The following is an 18,283-nucleotide window of genomic DNA, read 5'->3' on the forward strand; positions in this document are numbered from 1 at the left end:
CATTTAGAGTCGATGTGCGTCAGACACATCTTTTAACTGTTTTAGCTTAGCTAACAGCTTTTTAATCTCTTTATTACTATCGACTTCCAGAGACAGGTCAATAGTTGCCGTTAGGGTTTTGGTATTTGTTTGGCTATTCACGCCTAACAAGTTGACCTTCTCATTAGATAACAAGGTAGTGATATCTTTTAACAAACCATTTCGATCATCGGCAATTAAACGTAAGGTTAATGCGTAACCAGAAGACTGAGAATCCCCCCAGTTAGCGCTAATAATACGCTCTGGATGTGCATCTTCTAAATCAGCTAATTGTTCACAATTTTGACGATGAATAGAGATACCACGCCCTTGTGTAATATAGCCAACAATATTCTCACCCGGCACTGGCTGACAACAACGTGCAATATGATGCATCAAGTCAACCACACCATCAATAATGATGTCTTTACCGGTATTTTTAGGAGCAGCTTGGACTTTACGGTTTTGTAACTCTAATAAAGCCGCAGCATCTTGTTGTTCCAGCGTTTGTTTATGATAGAAGCCATCTAGAAAATGGACTAACTGATTAATACGTAAGTCACCATTGCCTATGCCTGCATAGATATCTTCAGCCGTCCCCACATTAAAACGGGTAATCGCTGGCGTTACATCGGTGAGTTTCAGTTCTACTTTGGCTAACTCGATTTCTAATAGTTCACGTCCTGCAATAATGTTCTTATCACGATCTTGTTTTCTAAACCAAGTTGCAACTTTATGTCTTGCGCGTGGTGCATTGATATAACCCATTTGTGGATTTAACCAATCACGACTTGGATTAGGCTCTTTCTGAGTTAGTATTTCAATTTGATCACCGGTTTTTAATTGATAGGTAAAAGGCACAATATGATCCGCGACTTTTGCACCAATACAACGGTGACCAATTTGACTATGGATATAATAAGCAAAGTCTAACGGCGTTGAACCAGCCGGCATGTCTATCACTTCACCTTTAGGTGTAAATACGTAAACACGGTCATCGAATACCTGGCTGCGGATCTCTTCTACTAAGTCATCGCCTTCACTCATATCCTCTTGCCAAGCAAGTAGTTTACGTAACCAAGCTATCTTCTCTTCATAATTACTTGCAGCCTTACCACCAGCACTGCCCTCTTTATATTTCCAGTGTGCAGCCACACCAAGCTCAGAGTCTTCATGCATCTGCTGTGTACGAATTTGTACTTCAACAGGTTTACCACTATCACCTAAAACAACCGTATGAATTGATTGGTAACCATTAGGTTTAGGGTTAGCAATATAATCGTCGAACTCACGAGGGATGTGATGCCATTTAGTATGAATTGCACCTAACGCAGCATAACAGTCCTGTAATTTTTCAACGACCACGCGCACTGCACGCACATCATACAGTTCATCAAATTTAAGGTCTTTATTTTGCATCTTACGGTAGATGCTATAGATATGCTTAGGTCGACCATAAGCCGTCCCTTCAATACTCATCTCTTTAAGAGAGGTTTTTACAGTTTCAACAAAGTCTTGAATGTAATTTTCACGATCAATACGCTTTTCATCTAATTGCTTTGCAATATTTTTGTAGGTTTCGGCTTGGAGGTAACGGAAAGAGAGATCTTCTAGTTCCCATTTTAATTGGCCGATGCCTAAACGATTCGCCAATGGTGCATAAATAGTAGATATTTCATGTGCTAGTTTTACTTTAGTTTCTTCGTCAGCAATTTTAACCTGGCGCAAATAGCATATTCTTTCAGCAAGCTTGATAACCACTGCTCGCACATCTTCAACCATAGCCAATAGCATATGGCGCAAGTTATCAACCTGAGACTCTGCTCCTTTTTTACTGCCTCGACTTTGCAGAGCACGAATACCTTCCATTTCCATCGCGCCTTTTGCTAACTTCGCGATACGCTTTGGCCATAACTCGTCAACTTTCTCTGTGCTTAGTACTTCTTGCGCTAATAGTGGAAAAATTAATGCTGCATTGAGAGTATCCATATCCATATTTAATGTTACTAGGATCTCTACCATTTCACAGCCTAATTGCAATGCTGCAACTTGTTGCTCCGAATCACATAACCCACTTACTTTATTGTAATTCTCAAATAGATTATTTTGATCTTGTTTACTTAAACCAAATGTTGTCACCCACTTATCTGGGTCGTTTAATGCACTTTGGTAAAAATGTGTATCACGAACTGAAACCATCTAACACTCCAAAAATGAGCTTAATATAAAAGTTAAAAAAAGAGCCACTGCGCTATACATTACTGTTCTGAGTCATAGCGTAGCTTTAACAACTGCTTTATTCTTTTACCGTGGGAAACTAGCCACTCTCTATTCATATTGTGAATTTAAAATCACCTGATTAAAAACTAATAATACTTAAAATTGCCAAGTTATAAAGTGATAGCCTGCTTATTCTTAACAAAGCTTAGATTTACAATCTTACACTTTAGTAAACAACGCCATTGACTCCATGTGAGCGGTTTGTGGAAACATATCAATTAAACCAAGTTTACTCAGCTGGTAACCGCCATTCAATAATTGCTCACTATCACGAGCCAGTGTCACAGGATCACAAGAGACATATACGATATGTGTTGGCTGCTTATTAATAATAAAGCTCATACACTCTGCAGCTCCTGCACGAGCCGGATCTAATAATACTTTTTGGTAGCTGCCTTGTGCCCAGTCTGCTTGTAAGGAATTTAAGTCACTTAAATCTGCTTGATAAAAATGCACATTACTTAAACCAGCTTGTAATGCATTATCAGTACCGCGGTCCACCATTTTTTGAACGCCTTCAACCGCCACCACCTGCTCAGTTAATTTAGCAATAGGTAAGCTAAAGTTACCTAAACCACAAAATAGGTCTAATACGCGATCACTTGCTGTTAACGCTAACCAATCAATGGCTTGTACTACCATTTTCTCATTTACTTCTGCGTTCACTTGTAAAAAATCATTAATATTAAAATCATAATGACAGTCTTGTTGCGTTAACGAATAACGTAACCGACTATCATTAGTTAAACATTGAACCTCAGTCGGGCTGCTTTGTGCGTAGAATTGAATATCATGAGATGTTGAAAAATCGATGATCAGTTGTTTATCTTTTGCGGAAAGCGGCTTTAAATGGCGTAATAATACTGCCACTGTATTATCTGCCTCTACCATTTCGATATGCCCCAATGACATCTTCCCTTGTAACTCATTGAGCAGTATTTTAATTGGCACAATCAATTCAGCTAAAGCAGGCTTCAACACAGGACAAGCTTGTTGGTTAATTAATTCACTGCTGCCTGAACGACGAAACCCCATCTGCACTTTTTTACTTTTTTTATCGTAAATCACACCAAATCGTGCGCAACGACGATACTCCCATGGCGATGAGCTGATAGTGGGAGCTAATTGTTCTGGCTTATGTTTTGCAAAACGTTCAAATAAGTCGATTAAACCCTGTTGTTTAACGTTGACCTGACTGCTTTGTTCGATATGTTGTAAGTGGCAACCACCACACTCTTGATAATGTTGGCAGGTTGGCTTTATACGTAACTCACTCGCTTTTTGTATTTTTACAATACTGGCTTTTTTATAGCGTTTTTTATCTTCATCAATACATACATCAAGAATTTCACCTATTAATCCCCCTTCTACAAACATGGGCTTATTTTGGTGGAAAAGCATGCCTCTTCCTTGATGATCAAGTTTATCAACCTGACAATGTTTAATTATTCTATTATTTTGCTTATTTGTGCGTGATGCTTTGAAGAACTGGGCCATAAATATTTCACAGGTGAAGTAAGCTATGCCATGATAGCGGTTACGTTTATCGGAACGCTATTGTCACACAAAAAATACAAGCATTCATTACTCCATTTAAATTAGATTTTACCTTATGACTAAATATGGCCTACGCGCACAAGTTATTGCTTATACCGTTTTACCAACCGTTCTTATTGGCGGAATATTAGCAGGATACTTTTCATTTCATCGCTTCCAACAAGCTGATGAATTCTTAATAGACCGCGCACTAAATATTGCAGATGCACTATCCATTGCCAGTGAATATGGAATGCAAGATGAAACACGCACTATTTTACGTCGTTTAATTGGTACGACTCATCGAAAAAATAGCCCAATGATCAAAAGTATCGCTATTTTTACTGCCGACAATGACTTATTTGTAATTAGTAATTACCACCGTGATTACCAAAAATTACGATTAGATAACAACCAACCTATTCCTGATTTACCACAAATCAGCTATACCGGGGATAGTATTGTCATCCATAGCCCAATTATCGATGAAACTAATTATTTAGAATACCAACTGACTTTTGATCAACCCCGTAAAGTGGTTGGTTATGTGGCTTTAGAAATCAACAAGGATCAAGTGGAGTTGTTATTATATCGAGATGCCGCAATCTCTTTGTTGGTCGTATTGCTGGGTATTTTAGGCAGCTTATATCTTGCCTTTAAACAAGCTAAGCGAATAACAGCGCCTATTTCCGATATGGCATCCGTTGTTGAAAAAATCAGTTTAGGGCGACTTAATTCGCGTGTTGAAGGTGAGTACACCGGTGAAATTGGTTTATTACAACATGGTATTAATGAAATGGCCTTGGCGATGTCCAAGCACCACGAAGAGATGCAAGATAGTATTGATTTAGCAACCAGTGAACTACGTGAAACCCTAGATCAAATGGAAGTTCAAAATATCGAACTGGATATTACCCGTAAAGAAGCACAACAAGCAGCTTCTGTTAAATCTGAATTCTTAGCCAATATGAGTCATGAGTTACGCACACCTTTGAATGGAGTGATCGGTTTCGCCAGACAATTACTGAAAACTAAGATGACTAATAACCAAGTAGACTACCTACAAACTATCGAACGTTCAGCAGGTAACTTACTTAATATCATTAATGACATTTTAGATTTCTCTAAACTTGAAGCAGGTAAGCTAGACCTTGAATATATCCCGTTTGATATCAGAGACAGTGTTGATGAAACCATGCATTTATTGGCTCAGAGTGCACATGAGAAAAATATTGAATTAAGTATGATCGTCGCACCTGACGTTCCTCAAGAGTTGATCGGCGACGCGATGCGTTTACAACAAATTCTAACCAACTTAATCGGTAACGCAGTGAAGTTTACTGAAAAAGGCAATATAGAAGTAAAAATAGAAAGAACAGAACCAGAAAATGATACCGACAAATGCATTAAACTGAAATTTACTATTTCAGATACCGGTATTGGTATTTCTAAAGATCAACAAGAGCAACTCTTCAAAGCCTTTGGTCAGGCAGATAGTAGTATTACACGTCAATATGGTGGTACTGGTTTAGGTTTAGTTATTACTCAAAAACTGGTACGCCAAATGAAAGGTGTTATTGATTTAACTTCAACACCTAATGCAGGTTCAACTTTCTGGTTTACTATCGTTATTGAAAAAAGTAGCCGTACTCCATTAAGATCACTGCCACTAGAGAGATTAGCTGAGCGTTCGGTATTAGCATATGAAAGTAATGCTTATGCTGTTCGAGCTTGTGCAGAATTATTAGAAGAGTGGCAAACTAACGCAACGATTATTGATAATCAAGAGCAATGGCAGCAATCACTCAACAAAAACTATGACAGTATCGTAATCGGCCATAGTAATAATTTAGATATCAGTCCGTTATTAACTGCAATTGAACAAGCTAAGCAATATACAGATAATATCATCGTATTAATCAACTGTAGTGATCCAAGCACCTTCGATATAGTCATGAAAACAGGGGTAACCCATTGCTTAGGTAAACCTATTAATCATAAAAACTTCGCCAATGCATTAGTATCAAATGAAACAGTGCCGGCAAGAATACAAATCACCACACCTTTAGAGCGTAAAAAAATCAATGTAATGGCCGTTGATGATAATCGAGCCAATTTGAAACTCATCTCCGCTATGCTAGGAGACCGAGTTCAACATGTAACGACCTGTAAAAATGGACAGGAAGCGGTAGATCACGCTAAGACTACGCCTTTTGATATTATCTTTATGGATATACAAATGCCGGTATTAGATGGCATCAGTGCTTGTGCCAAAATCAAAAAAGACTCGTTAAATCAAAAATCGCCAATTATTGCCGTAACAGCACATGTATTGCCTGGTGAAAAAGAAAAGTTCCTGCAAAAAGGCATGGATGACTGTTTAGCTAAACCAATCGATGAATTAGCACTGCAAGCAATTATCAATAAATGGGTGCCCAATGCAGAGGTTATTGAAACGATTCAACAAACTAATATAGAAAATATTACACCACAAATTGCCGCTAGCGCAGTCGCAGTAAAAAAGTCATTTGACTGGGATTTAGCTTTACAACAATCAGCAGGTAAAGAAGATTTAGCCAAAGAAATGCTAACGATGTTATTAGATGAGTTTGATGCTATTCGTAAACTCGTAAATAGCGCTGTTGATAATGATGTAGATAACGAAGCATTTGCACAAGCTATCCATAAATTCCATGGTGGATGCAGCTATAGCGGTGTACCACAATTAAAAAGCATTGCGAATTTAATAGAAAAAGAGTTAAAAAGAAACATTAGGCCAGACCATTTGGAGCCTGAATTATTAGAGTTATTAGACGAGCTAGATAATGTGGAGAAGGCTGCACAAAGTTACTTAGGCTAATAGCAATTACATTCGTAGTCGCCTTATTTTGATTGTTAAGCGTAATTGCCACAAATAATAAATACTTATCGCAGACTTGAACTAAATCTGCGATAAGTGAGTTAGATATTATTTAACGCTGTCAGCACTTTCTAATAAACGTTGGTGGTCTTCACGGTCTAAATGTAGCTGTCGCGTTGGAAACGCAAATTCAGCGCCATGCTCAGTTACAATTTTAGCCACTTTCAATAACACATCTTGTTTTACTTCATGGAATAAAATCCAATTTGTTGTTTTAGTGAAAGTATAAATAAAGAAATCGAGTGACGAGTTGTTGAACACATCAAAATTTACAATCAAAGTTTGCGATTGATCTATGTCGTTATGCTCTTGCAACATAGTGCGCACAGACTTAATGATCGCCTCTACCTGAGTAATATCTTTATAACGTAGCCCAAAGTTCTCTTTGATACGTCTATTGCTCATTCTAGAAGGGTTTTCCACGACGATATGTGTGAATAAACTATTTGGCACATATAACGGGCGTTTATCAAAGGTTCTAATACGTGTCACACGCCAACCAATCTCTTCAACAGTACCTTCAATAGACTTATCAGGACTACGGATCCAATCCCCTACTTTGAAAGGTTTATCCATATAAACCATGGCAGCACCAAATAAGTTAGAGAGTAAATCTTTCGCCGCCATACCGACGATTAATCCCCCCATACCACCAAACGCTAACACACCAGAAATACTTACCCCAAGTGTTTGAACGATTGATAAAGTAACAAAGGTTAAAATAGATAATTTAGCTAGTTTAGATAAGGCTGTAACGGTAGTAGTATCTTTTTTTTCATCAGCAATAAAAGTTTCTTCAGCTTTATAGACTAAGCGCCAAAATACCCAACCAATTAAAAATAAAGCAGCTACTTTTTGCGCCAATGGTAAGTAGTCAGAAATACCTAGCTCTTCACTTTCTGCAACAACTCGTAGCGAAGTAGACGTCCCCATTAATACTATTAACCAATTAATAGGCTTATTGATAGCGAAGAAGACAATATCATCCCAATTATTTGAGGTTTTTGAAATGGCATCTTCCATTTTTTTAGCGAAATAACGCCAAACTAATTGTATTAAAATAGTGAGACACAATAATAATGAAAAATTGATAACCCAACTTTCAATATTTAATGTGGTTAACCAATCACTGATGTACAGTTCAACTTTATCAAGCATAAAAACCCTCAAAATAAAAAATAGACTTAATACCGCTCACTTAATACCTGTGAACAACATTAATATATTTACGATGTCGATAGATGATCATATAAATAACATCACGTTACAAAATACTCCCTTCACTATCAATCGCTATCAATAATGACATAAATCAGTAGATTAAGTTTCAAAAAAGAGACGATTAAGAACATGTGACCTTCACTAGCTCTTATTCCCTAACTCTAAAAACTCTGCTTAGGATTTGCAGTGAACCTGTAGTTGAGAATAAGGAATGTTAATATTAGCTTCATCGAAGGCCACTTTAATTGCTTCCGTTAATGCAAAACGTACCGACCAATAATCTGATGATTTAACCCAAGGACGAACGACTAAATTAACACTAGAGGCAGCTAACTCAGATACTGCTATTTGTAATTTAGGCGTATCTAGTACTTTTTCATTGGCTAATACAACCTTCTCTAATAAGGCTTTAACCTCTTTTAAATCACTCTTATAATTTACGCGTATAACCAAATCAATTCGACGTTGAGGTTTACGAGAAACGTTCACAATATTACTTTTTAAAATACTACGATTCGGTACAACAATATATCTATTGTCTCCAGCTTTTAAAATACAATTAAAAACTTGAATCGACTCTACTGTTCCAGATGTACCAGCCGCCTCAATAAAATCGCCTAATTTAAAGGGCCGCAATGCGATCAACAAAATACCAGCTGCAAAATTAGATAGTGCACCTTTTAACGCTAAACCAATAGCTAAACTGGCAGCACCCAAAATAGCAATTAAAGAAGCCGTTTGTACGCCTATCTGTGTCAGTCCAGCAATTATACTGATGATGATTAATGCATAGCGGAAAATTAAACAGATAAAATCACGAATCGTTGGTTCAATTGATTTTTTAACTAACGTTTTGTTCAGTAAATGAGTGAATAGGCGAGCTAATGTAATACCAACTGAGATAATTAATACACCTATTACCAGTTGCATAATGGATTCCCAGATGAATGTCTGGTGTTGTTGAACCCATTCAATCAATGGCATCAACATATTTGCCACGGCATTACTTTTTTCTGACATGAAAGGCTCAACAGAAGACATGGTAACTCCCAACTAGGATTAAACAAAAATAAGCTATTTTATAGCAAGATAAAAACCAGCGTATTATTAATACCAATCGTATTAATTGACAACTTTATTTCGTAAATTAAAACAATTTATTGATTACATCCCCATTATTAAATAATTAATATTTGAAGACATAACAAACGTCAATTTCAAATAGTACAAGTTTACGACCAAAGCAAATCTCATTTTCTATGTAAATTTAAGAGGGACTTATAAGCTGAAAACAAAAAAACCGCTTAGATTACTCTAAGCGGTTTTTTAATATTCACGAAGAAAATGAATTTATTAGTCTCTGACGTAAATAACTTCCATCATTTCGTCTTCATCATCCCAATCATCTTCGTCATCAATACGAACTGCACCTTCAACAGCATCAATAGCTGATTTATGGTAGTCATCCCATTGGAACTCAACCTGTTGGCGTTCTTCTTCAGGTGTTGTTTCAACTGGTAACTCTTCAATGTAAGCAACTAGCTCTTTACATAGCTCAGTAGTACCTGTTTTAGAAATAGCGGCAACTTTATAAACTGGACCATCCCACTCTAAAGCATCTTTAACACGTTGCATCACTTCTTCGGCTTCATCTTCTAACAACAAGTCTGTTTTATTGAAAATTAACCAACGTGGCTTTTGCGCTAATTTTGGACTGTGTTTTTTCAACTCATCTAAAATAACCAGTGCATTCTCAGCAGGATCACTTCCATCAGCAGGCAGAAGATCAATCATATGCAGCAATACACGACAACGTTCTAAATGACGTAGGAAACGAGTACCCAAGCCAGCACCATCAGAAGCACCTTCAATTAGACCAGGAATATCAGCAATAACAAAGCTATTACCATGTCCCATACTTACTACACCTAGATTAGGAATTAAGGTAGTAAATGGGTAATCTGCAACTTTAGGTTTAGCAGCTGACACACTACGGATAAACGTTGATTTACCAGCATTAGGTAGCCCTAACATACCAACGTCAGCTAGTAATAGTAACTCTAATAATAAGTTACGTACTTCACCTGGTGTACCTTCAGTCTTTTGACGAGGCGCTCGGTTAGTTGACGTTTTAAAACGTGCATTACCTAAACCATGGAAACCGCCCTTTGCAACCATCAGCTTTTGACCATTTTTAGTCAAATCACCAACAATTTCACCAGTATCATCATCACGACAACGTGTACCAACTGGTACTTTAATGATCTTATCTTTACCACGAGAACCGGTACAGTCTGATACTTGACCATTTTCACCACGCTCAGCGCTATAAAAACGAACAAAACGGAAATCTATTAAAGTATTTAAATTTTCATCAGCTTCTAGATAAACATCGCCACCATCACCGCCGTCGCCACCATTAGGGCCACCACGAGGAATATATTTTTCAGTACGAAAGCCGACTACGCCGTTACCGCCGTCTCCAGCGTCAACTTTAATTCTTGCTTCATCAACAAACTTCATTACAACCTCCAAAAAACATAGCCGCTACTTATAGAGCGACGATTATACCTATTTCTATTGATCATAGATCACATTTCTTATTTTCAATAGAAATAGATAGACAAAAAAAAACCTCGCATTTGCGAGGCTTTTTAAAATTTGCTTCGAAATAAATTATTCAGCTACGATGCTCACGAATGAACGAACAGGCTTACCTTTCTTTTCGAATTTAACAGTACCAGTCGCTTTAGCGAATAGTGTGTGGTCTTTACCTAGGCCAACATTTAGACCAGCGTGGAATTTAGTACCACGTTGACGAACTAAAATGTTACCAGCTAAAACAGATTCGCCACCAAAACGTTTAACACCTAAGCGTTTACTTTCTGAATCACGACCGTTATTAGTACTACCACCAGCTTTTTTATGTGCCATTTTTAATAACTCCTAATTAAGCGTTAATCGCAGTAATTTTAATTTCAGTAAACCACTGGCGGTGACCAGCTTGCTTACGAGAATGTTTACGACGGCGGAACTTAACGATTTTAACTTTTTTACCACGACCGTGAGTTACTACTTCTGCAGTAACTTTACTACCTTCAACGTATGGAACACCAACTTTAACGTCTTCAGCACTTGCTACTAATAGAACTTTATCAAATTCTACAGTTGCACCAGCTTCAACATCAAGTTTTTCCAAACGAAGAGTTTGTTCAACAGCAACACGGTGTTGCTTGCCACCACTCTGGATAACAGCGTACATGTTTCTTACTCCGTTCAGGCATCTCGTGTTGTTTTATTTCAAACAGAACATCGAGAGCGCACTAATTAATCACAATGGACGCGGATTCTACAGAGAGATTGTCAATTTGGCAATGGCTTTTAGGTAAAATATTGCAATTATATTGTAGTTTTTTGCTCACCGAGAAAATCTTGGTAAAAGTGGCTAAAAATCAGCAGACAATTCCTTACAAAATGAAGCAATTGAAATATAAAGTAGGTATTTCAAAGAGCTTTCTACGTAGATTATAACAAACTTATAATTAGGTATTATATGTAAAAGTAGCAGCTGACTCCTACTAATAAACTAGAGTCTAAACAGTCAAAGTTAGACAATAAAGTAAATAGATAAACTTTATAATTCACAATAATCCTAAAAAACAACAAAAAAAGTATTAAAAAGCAGCAAAATAAAATCGTAATAATCAACTAAAAACGGCTTAACTTCATAGTTGATTATTAAATGATGATTAAGGGTCTGTAAATCCCCCTATGGTGTTGAGATATCACGCAGAAACGGGAATAATACACGCACTATTTCCAATGGGACTTTTTTGGCATGGATATTAAACAAATTCAGCAGCTTTCTTCTACTGACATGACTCAAGTTAATCAATTGATTACTGAGCAATTGAGCTCTGATGTTGCATTAATTAATCAACTTGGTTTTTACATCATCAATAGCGGTGGTAAACGTATTCGCCCTTTGATAACTGTATTAGCTGCACAAGCCTTAGAGGTACATTCCCCAGAGACAACAAAACTGGCTGCCATCATTGAATTTATTCATACTGCTACGTTGCTGCATGATGATGTTGTTGATGAATCAGAACTGCGTCGTGGTGAGAAAACGGCAAATGCTCTGTTTGGTAATGCAGCCAGTGTATTGGTAGGTGACTTTCTTTATAGTCGTTCTTTCGAAATGATGACTGAACTAGAAAACCTAAAAGTAATGAAAGTACTTGCTAGTGCGACCAACGTCATTGCAGAAGGCGAAGTACTGCAGTTAATGAACTGTAATAACCCAGATACTACTGAAAAAGTATATATGGACGTTATCTATTTCAAAACGGCCAAGTTATTTGAGGCTGCAACGCAACTAGTAGCAGTCCTAGGCAAACAATCAAATGATATTGAAAATGCATTATTAAATTACGGTAAATATCTAGGCACCGCATTTCAACTGACAGACGATGTAATGGATTATGCCTCTGATGCTAAAGAAATGGGTAAAAATACTGGGGATGACCTTGCAGAAGGAAAACCAACCCTTCCTCTTCTATATGCAATGCAACATGGTAATGAAGCACAAACTAGTTTGATCAGAGAAGCCATTGAAAAAGGTAACGGTATTGAAAACTTTGACACAATCATGCAAGCGCTGAAAGATACCAAAGCATTAGAATATACAACAGCACGTGCAATGGAAGAAGCTGACAAAGCAATTAAAGCAATTTCAATAATACCTGACAGTGACTATAAACAAGCACTAATAAGCCTTGCTCATATCGCAGCGAATCGAAAAAGTTAGTTATTACGTTTATTATCTAAATTACATAATAAAAGGGGCATATCGCCCCTTTTTAGCACGCCTACTTCCACATAAAAACACTAATCCCAATTATATTAAATAAGCGATCTAAATTTTGCGTAAGAAAAATGACTGAGCTCATGTCCCAACTTACGTCTTTCGGCGTTAGTAAACTATCGGAAAGTTAACTGAAAAGTATTAATTATTTAATAGTTGCTCTATTTTCGAAAATACAACGAAGTAATAAGTAGGTAAACAAGATTGCTATAGCTATGCAGCAGGATCAAAAAGGCCCGCGTTATTTTTAACAATAACGCGGGCCTTTTTTAAACAATTATTGTTATGCGCTAAACGGATTAACGCGGATAATTGTCTCGTTACGATCTGGACCAGTTGAAATAAGATCCATAGGGATCCCAGTTAACTCTTCAAGACGTTCAATGTAAGCTTTTGCATTAGCAGGTAATGCATCATAAGTAGTAACACCAAATGATACTTCAGACCAACCAGGCATTGATTCATAAACAGGAACAGCCTGCTCATAACCATCTGCGCACATAGGAGGCACATCAACTACTTTACCGTCAGGCATAGTGTAACCAGTACAGATTTTGATCTCTTCTAAACCATCTAATACATCAAGCTTAGTTAAACAAAAACCCGTGATACTGTTTAGTTGTACTGCACGTTTGATAGCAACTGCATCAAACCAACCTGTACGACGTAAACGGCCAGTTGTTGCACCAAACTCGTGTCCTACTGTACCCATATGGTGACCAGCAGGATCTAAGTGGTCAACACCATCATAAAGCTCAGTTGGGAAGGGACCCGAACCAACACGTGTAGTGTAAGCTTTAACGATACCTAAGACGTAATCAAGGTGTGTAGGACCAAAACCACTACCAGTAGCAACGCCACCAGCTGTCGTGTTTGACGATGTTACGTATGGGTATGTACCGTGGTCAATATCCAATAACGTACCTTGTGCACCTTCAAATAAGATAAGATCACCACGTAAACGTGCTTTATCAAGCTCATCTGTTACATCAATAACCATGCTAATTAATAGCGGAGCCATTTCAGTCATTTGTGCTAATACATCTTCGTAACTTACTGGGTCAGTCTTATAGTAGTTAACTAATTGGAAATTATGGAATTCCATTACTTCTTTAAGTTTAACCGCAAACTTCTCCATATTGAATAAGTCATCTATACGCAAACCGCGACGTGCAACCTTATCTTCGTAAGCTGGACCGATACCACGACCAGTTGTACCAATAGCTTTATTTCCACGTGCTTTTTCACGCGCAACATCTAGTGCTACATGGTAAGGAAGAATTAGAGGACAACCTTCACTAATTGAAAGACGCTCTTTGGCTGGAATGCCTCGCTCGATAAGCATGTTCATTTCTTTGAACAATGCATCTGGTGCTAATACCACACCATTACCGATGACACATTTTACGTTTTCACGCAGTATGCCTGATGGAATCAGATGAAGTACTGTTTTCTCTCCATCGATTACTAGTGTATGACCCGCATTGTGGCCGCCTTGATAGCGAACAACCCATTGCGCTTTGTCTGTAAGTAGATCAACTACTTTCCCTTTACCTTCATCACCCCATTGAGTGCCAAGAATTACTACATTTTTTCCCATCAGAATCACATATCTCTAGCGAATTGAGCGGGGATTTTAGCAAAGTTTAAACAGTTGGATCAATATCTTTGTGAGTTTATCGCTAGTTATATAATTTAAAATAAAAAAAAGGCCGATAAATCGGCCTTATTACAATCACTTAGTATCTAGCCATAGACTAAACATAATGGATATTATTTCTTATTGGTCATGTATTTAAAGAAGTCTGAATCTGGACTTAGCACCATTACGTCTTGTTTGTCTGCAAAGCTTTTTTGGTAAGCTTGCATACTACGCATGAAGGCATAGAATTCAGCATCTTTAGAGAAGGCTTCTGAATAAATTTTAGATGATGTTGCATCACCACGACCACGTATTTCAGCAGACTCTTTGTTCGCTTGAGCTAGCATAATTGAAACTTTACGGTCAATGTTAGCGCGGATCACTTCAGACTTTTCTTGACCTTCTGAACGATGTTCTCTTGCAACGGCTTGACGCTCTGCACGCATACGCTTGTAGATACTGTTGCTTACGCCATCTGGTAAATTAATTTTTTTGATGCGAACATCAATCACTTTAATACCTAACTCAGATGAACGAGCTAAACGCTTCAATGCAGTTTCCATCACTTCACCACGTTTGCCAGAAACAATATCTTTAATCGTGTGCGAACCAATTTCATTACGTAGGCCATTATTGATTTTACGTTTCAACAATGCTTCTGCTTGCATTTTATTACCGCCTGTTGATAGGTAATAAACTGCTAAATCATCAATTTGCCACTTAACATAAGAATCGATGATTAAATCTTTTTTCTCTGAAGTTACGAAGCGATCTGGTTGATCATCTAACGTTTGAATACGCGTATCCATCACACGAACTGTATCGATAAATGGCACTTTGAAGTGTAAACCAGGTTCATAAACAACAGGGTTATTATCACTATCACGTTTCACTTTACTAAACTGTAAAACAATACCATTTTGACCTTCAGAAACAACAAACGCGCTGCTAATGAAAGCTATAAACAAAATTGCTGGTAATATTAATAATTTTTTCATTAGTACTCTCTCCCCGTTGTACGGCTGCTACGCGAAGCTCTTTCATTAATTGCATTACGCTCATCTTGGTCTGCTTTTTGATCTGCACGTGAACGTGTCTCGATCTCAGTTTCAACCGGTAAACGTGTTGTGTTATTAGACTTATCCATCAATTTATCAAGTGGAAGGAAAGTTAAATTCCCACCCGCTTTATTGTCGATTAACACTTTAGAAGCATTACCCAGTACTTTTTCCATTGTTTCAATATATAAACGTTGGCGAGTAACTTCTGGGTTAGCTTGGTACTCAGGTAGTAATTGATTAAACTTAGCAACCGCACCCTGTGCTTCTAGGATAATACCTTCCTCATATGAACGAGCTTGTTGTTCAATACGTTTGACTTGACCACGAGCAATCGGTTCTTTTTCACGCTCATAAGCTTCTGCTTCACGTACAAAACGCTCTTCATCTTCTTGAGCAGCAATGGCATCATCAAAGGCGTCCTTAACTTGTTCAGGCGGGCGTGTTTGTTGTAAGTTGACATCTAGAATCTGAATACCTAGGTGATAGCTTTCAATAATCTTATTAAGCATTTCCCACGTTTCTTGGCGTACCACTTCACGACCCGTTGTTAATGTATCATCCATAGTTGAATGACCAACAACAAAACGTAAAGAACTGTCTAATGCTTGTAATAAACTATTATCAGCGTTGGTTACACTGAACAAGTATTTTTCAGGCTCAACGATACGGTATTGGATTTCCATTGAAACTTGTACGATATTTTCATCTTCAGTCAGCATAAAGCCCGATGTTGGTAAAGTACGGAAAGCTTCAACGTTAATTGGAATAATTTGGTCAACAAATTTTGGATTCCAATGTAAACCAGGGTCAACCTGTGAATGGTAAGCACCAAAACGTAGTACAACACCACGGTCAGACTCTTTAATGGTATACCAACCACTTGCGAACCAAACAATAGCAATGATACTTAGTACGGCAATAGCAACAACCTTACCACCGTTACCGTTGTTGCCACTAGAAGGACCTTGTGTAGATTTCTTTCCAAATAAGCCACCTAAAAATCCAGATATCTTTTGAAAAACAACGTCTAAGTCAGGTGGTCCCTGCTCATTCTTTTTATCGTTTTTGTTCCACGGGTCTTGATCTTTTTTATCATCTTTACCCGGTTCATTCCAAGCCATGTTAGCTCCTGATTTACTCATAAATTGAATTAATAAAATCTGTTTAATAATGAATCATTTAAAAGAATTTACCAAACACTTAAACTATTACTGCAATGTAACAATGTTCAGTCTAATAATAAAGCGCTTAATGACATATTAGGTCCAATCATCTTTCTCTAATTCTGCCACTGTTTGATAATTATTATCCACTACAAATTGTTCTATGTAGTCACCTTCTTGCTTTATCAAACGCTGCCAATCGGTGTTATTTAAACGAATATCGATAACACAATCACCATTTTCAGCATAAACTTCATTTTCAATACACTCTAATTGATAAAACAAAGCTCGCAACTTACCTTGTGCAGGTGGTATCGATAACTGTAATGAACGAATCTTACCCGATAATAAACTGCTTAAGGCATCAAATAATAGATCTACACCGATATTTTTTTGTGCAGATAACCAAACGCGTGTTGGCACACCTAAATCATCATAGTCTATTCTTGGTTCCGCTTCTTCTAATGCATCAATTTTATTCATCACCATTAAATGAGGCACTTCACCTGCATCGATTTCCGTTAATACCTCTTCTACAGCTTCAACATTAGCTAAATAGTTTTCATCAGAACAATCGACTACGTGTAACAACAAAGTCGCTTCACGTGTTTCTTGTAGTGTCGCTTTAAAAGCGGCAACTAAATCATGCGGTAGATGACGAATAAACCCTACTGTATCAGCTAAAATACAAGTACCGACATCATCCACTGAGATTTTGCGTAATGTTGGGTCTAAGGTCGCAAATAATTGGTCAGCAGCATACACTTTTGCTTCGGTAATTTGATTAAATAAAGTCGATTTACCAGCATTGGTGTAACCCACCAGTGAAACTGTCGGTACTTCATTACGAAGACGAGCGCGACGACCTTGCTCACGTTGCTTTGAAACTTTGCTTAATCTTGATTTAATGGTTGTAATACGTGCACTTAATAAACGTCTATCCGTTTCTAGCTGGGTTTCACCAGGGCCACGCATACCAACACCACCTTTTTGTTTATCAAGGTGGCTCCAACCACGTACTAATCGACTCGACATGTAATGAAGTTGTGCCAGTTCTACTTGCAATTTACCTTCATAGGTACGAGCTCGTTGTGCGAAAATATCTAGAATTAATGCTGTTCTATCTAGTACTAAACACTCACACTTTTGCTCCATATTACGCAATTGTGCAGGCGATAATGCATGATTGAAGATAACAATATCAGCGCCCATAGTATGTACAGTATCTGCAATTTCTTGCGCTTTACCTGTACCAACAAAGAAACGAGCGTGAGGTGACTTACGAGGACCTGTTACTGTTGCAACAGGTGTAACACCGGCAGAGCTAACTAACAGCTTTAATTCATCAATATCTTCTTTATTATTTTCATCTGTAAAAGAGACATGAACTAAAACAGCCTGTTCACCGGCTTCATAACGATCAAACAAATAATTCTCCAGTATAATATGTAAAGGTAATAGATGGTGCTTAGTGGCGTGATTTCAAGACTAAACATCAGATTTAATCCTATCACAGCTATCATATGAATATACTGTATACATTCGAGAAGAGACCACTATTAGATAAAAAAATGG

13 protein-coding genes are annotated in these 18,283 nt (G+C 37.5%); 2 read left to right on the plus strand and 11 right to left on the minus strand.

What is annotated here, in order from left to right; all coding sequences use genetic code 11:
* Positions 1-3: 3 nt before the first annotated feature.
* Together relA and rlmD are read right to left on the minus strand one after the other, a co-directional pair.
* A complete protein-coding gene (relA, locus tag V5290_RS05555; protein ID WP_333382700.1) occupies positions 4-2,217 on the minus strand; it encodes a GTP diphosphokinase in 2,214 nt (737 codons plus the stop codon).
* A 240-nt stretch (positions 2,218-2,457) separates the two neighbouring features.
* Entirely contained in the window at positions 2,458-3,795 is a 1,338-nt protein-coding gene (gene rlmD, locus V5290_RS05560) for a 23S rRNA (uracil(1939)-C(5))-methyltransferase RlmD (RefSeq protein WP_333382702.1), read from the minus strand.
* A gap of 115 nt (positions 3,796-3,910) precedes the next feature.
* Here rlmD and barA point away from each other — a divergent pair, with 115 nt between their 5' ends.
* Positions 3,911-6,694: a two-component sensor histidine kinase BarA gene (barA, locus tag V5290_RS05565; RefSeq protein ID WP_333382704.1), complete on the plus strand. Its 2,784-nt coding sequence runs from the start codon at positions 3,911-3,913 to the stop codon at positions 6,692-6,694.
* 108 nt (positions 6,695-6,802) lie between these two features.
* Here barA and V5290_RS05570 read toward each other — a convergent pair whose 3' ends face one another.
* From V5290_RS05570 to rplU, 5 genes are all read right to left on the minus strand, one after another.
* A complete protein-coding gene (locus tag V5290_RS05570; protein ID WP_333382706.1) occupies positions 6,803-7,912 on the minus strand; it encodes a mechanosensitive ion channel family protein in 1,110 nt (369 codons plus the stop codon).
* 237 nt (positions 7,913-8,149) lie between these two features.
* Positions 8,150-9,016, minus strand: coding sequence for a mechanosensitive ion channel family protein (locus tag V5290_RS05575; RefSeq protein WP_333382708.1), 867 nt, complete (start codon positions 9,014-9,016; stop codon positions 8,150-8,152).
* Positions 9,017-9,328: 312 nt separating this feature from the next.
* Entirely contained in the window at positions 9,329-10,498 is a 1,170-nt protein-coding gene (gene cgtA / locus V5290_RS05580; RefSeq protein WP_290040341.1) for an Obg family GTPase CgtA, read from the minus strand.
* Positions 10,499-10,651: 153 nt separating this feature from the next.
* On the minus strand, positions 10,652-10,909 hold the full coding sequence (rpmA, locus tag V5290_RS05585) for a 50S ribosomal protein L27 (protein WP_113818176.1): 258 nt from the start codon (positions 10,907-10,909) through the stop codon (positions 10,652-10,654).
* Between the two features lie 16 nt (positions 10,910-10,925).
* Entirely contained in the window at positions 10,926-11,237 is a 312-nt protein-coding gene (gene rplU / locus V5290_RS05590) for a 50S ribosomal protein L21 (protein ID WP_113818175.1), read from the minus strand.
* A gap of 576 nt (positions 11,238-11,813) precedes the next feature.
* On the opposite strand from rplU, the gene ispB reads away from it, so the two are divergent.
* Positions 11,814-12,785: an octaprenyl diphosphate synthase gene (gene ispB, locus V5290_RS05595; RefSeq protein ID WP_333382714.1), complete on the plus strand. Its 972-nt coding sequence runs from the start codon at positions 11,814-11,816 to the stop codon at positions 12,783-12,785.
* 340 nt (positions 12,786-13,125) lie between these two features.
* Here the strand turns inward: ispB and V5290_RS05600 are convergent, their stop codons facing one another.
* The 4 genes from V5290_RS05600 to hflX form a co-directional block, all read right to left on the minus strand.
* Positions 13,126-14,442, minus strand: a complete 1,317-nt coding sequence (locus tag V5290_RS05600) for an adenylosuccinate synthase (RefSeq protein WP_333382716.1) — start codon at positions 14,440-14,442, stop codon at positions 13,126-13,128.
* A gap of 173 nt (positions 14,443-14,615) precedes the next feature.
* Entirely contained in the window at positions 14,616-15,482 is an 867-nt protein-coding gene (gene hflC / locus V5290_RS05605) for a protease modulator HflC (RefSeq protein WP_333382718.1), read from the minus strand.
* Positions 15,482-16,666 carry an FtsH protease activity modulator HflK gene (gene hflK, locus V5290_RS05610; RefSeq protein ID WP_333382720.1) on the minus strand — a complete coding sequence of 395 codons (1,185 nt, stop codon included), beginning with the start codon at positions 16,664-16,666 and terminating at the stop codon, positions 15,482-15,484. The genes hflC and hflK overlap by 1 nt, the downstream gene beginning before the upstream one ends.
* 138 nt (positions 16,667-16,804) lie before the next feature.
* Positions 16,805-18,136, minus strand: a complete 1,332-nt coding sequence (hflX, locus tag V5290_RS05615; protein WP_333382722.1) for a ribosome rescue GTPase HflX — start codon at positions 18,134-18,136, stop codon at positions 16,805-16,807.
* Positions 18,137-18,283: the final 147 nt, after the last annotated feature.

It is taken from the genome of Psychromonas arctica, from assembly GCF_036697365.1.
Taxonomy (GTDB): Bacteria; Pseudomonadota; Gammaproteobacteria; order Enterobacterales; family Psychromonadaceae; genus Psychromonas; species Psychromonas arctica_A.

Bases quoted from the DNA above. Each gene is read 5' to 3' on its own strand.
- V5290_RS05570 (WP_333382706.1), bottom strand. From the start codon at position 7,912: ATGCTTGATAAAGTTGAACTGTACATCAGTGATTGGTTAACCACATTA.
- V5290_RS05600 (WP_333382716.1), bottom strand. From the start codon at position 14,442: ATGGGAAAAAATGTAGTAATTCTTGGCACTCAATGGGGTGATGAAGGT.
- barA (WP_333382704.1), top strand. From the start codon at position 3,911: ATGACTAAATATGGCCTACGCGCACAAGTTATTGCTTATACCGTTTTA.
- hflK (WP_333382720.1), bottom strand. From the start codon at position 16,666: ATGGCTTGGAATGAACCGGGTAAAGATGATAAAAAAGATCAAGACCCG.
- hflC (WP_333382718.1), bottom strand. From the start codon at position 15,482: ATGAAAAAATTATTAATATTACCAGCAATTTTGTTTATAGCTTTCATT.
- V5290_RS05575 (WP_333382708.1), bottom strand. From the start codon at position 9,016: ATGTCTTCTGTTGAGCCTTTCATGTCAGAAAAAAGTAATGCCGTGGCA.
- rpmA (WP_113818176.1), bottom strand. From the start codon at position 10,909: ATGGCACATAAAAAAGCTGGTGGTAGTACTAATAACGGTCGTGATTCA.
- relA (WP_333382700.1), bottom strand. From the start codon at position 2,217: ATGGTTTCAGTTCGTGATACACATTTTTACCAAAGTGCATTAAACGAC.
- ispB (WP_333382714.1), top strand. From the start codon at position 11,814: ATGGATATTAAACAAATTCAGCAGCTTTCTTCTACTGACATGACTCAA.
- rplU (WP_113818175.1), bottom strand. From the start codon at position 11,237: ATGTACGCTGTTATCCAGAGTGGTGGCAAGCAACACCGTGTTGCTGTT.
- rlmD (WP_333382702.1), bottom strand. From the start codon at position 3,795: ATGGCCCAGTTCTTCAAAGCATCACGCACAAATAAGCAAAATAATAGA.
- cgtA (WP_290040341.1), bottom strand. From the start codon at position 10,498: ATGAAGTTTGTTGATGAAGCAAGAATTAAAGTTGACGCTGGAGACGGC.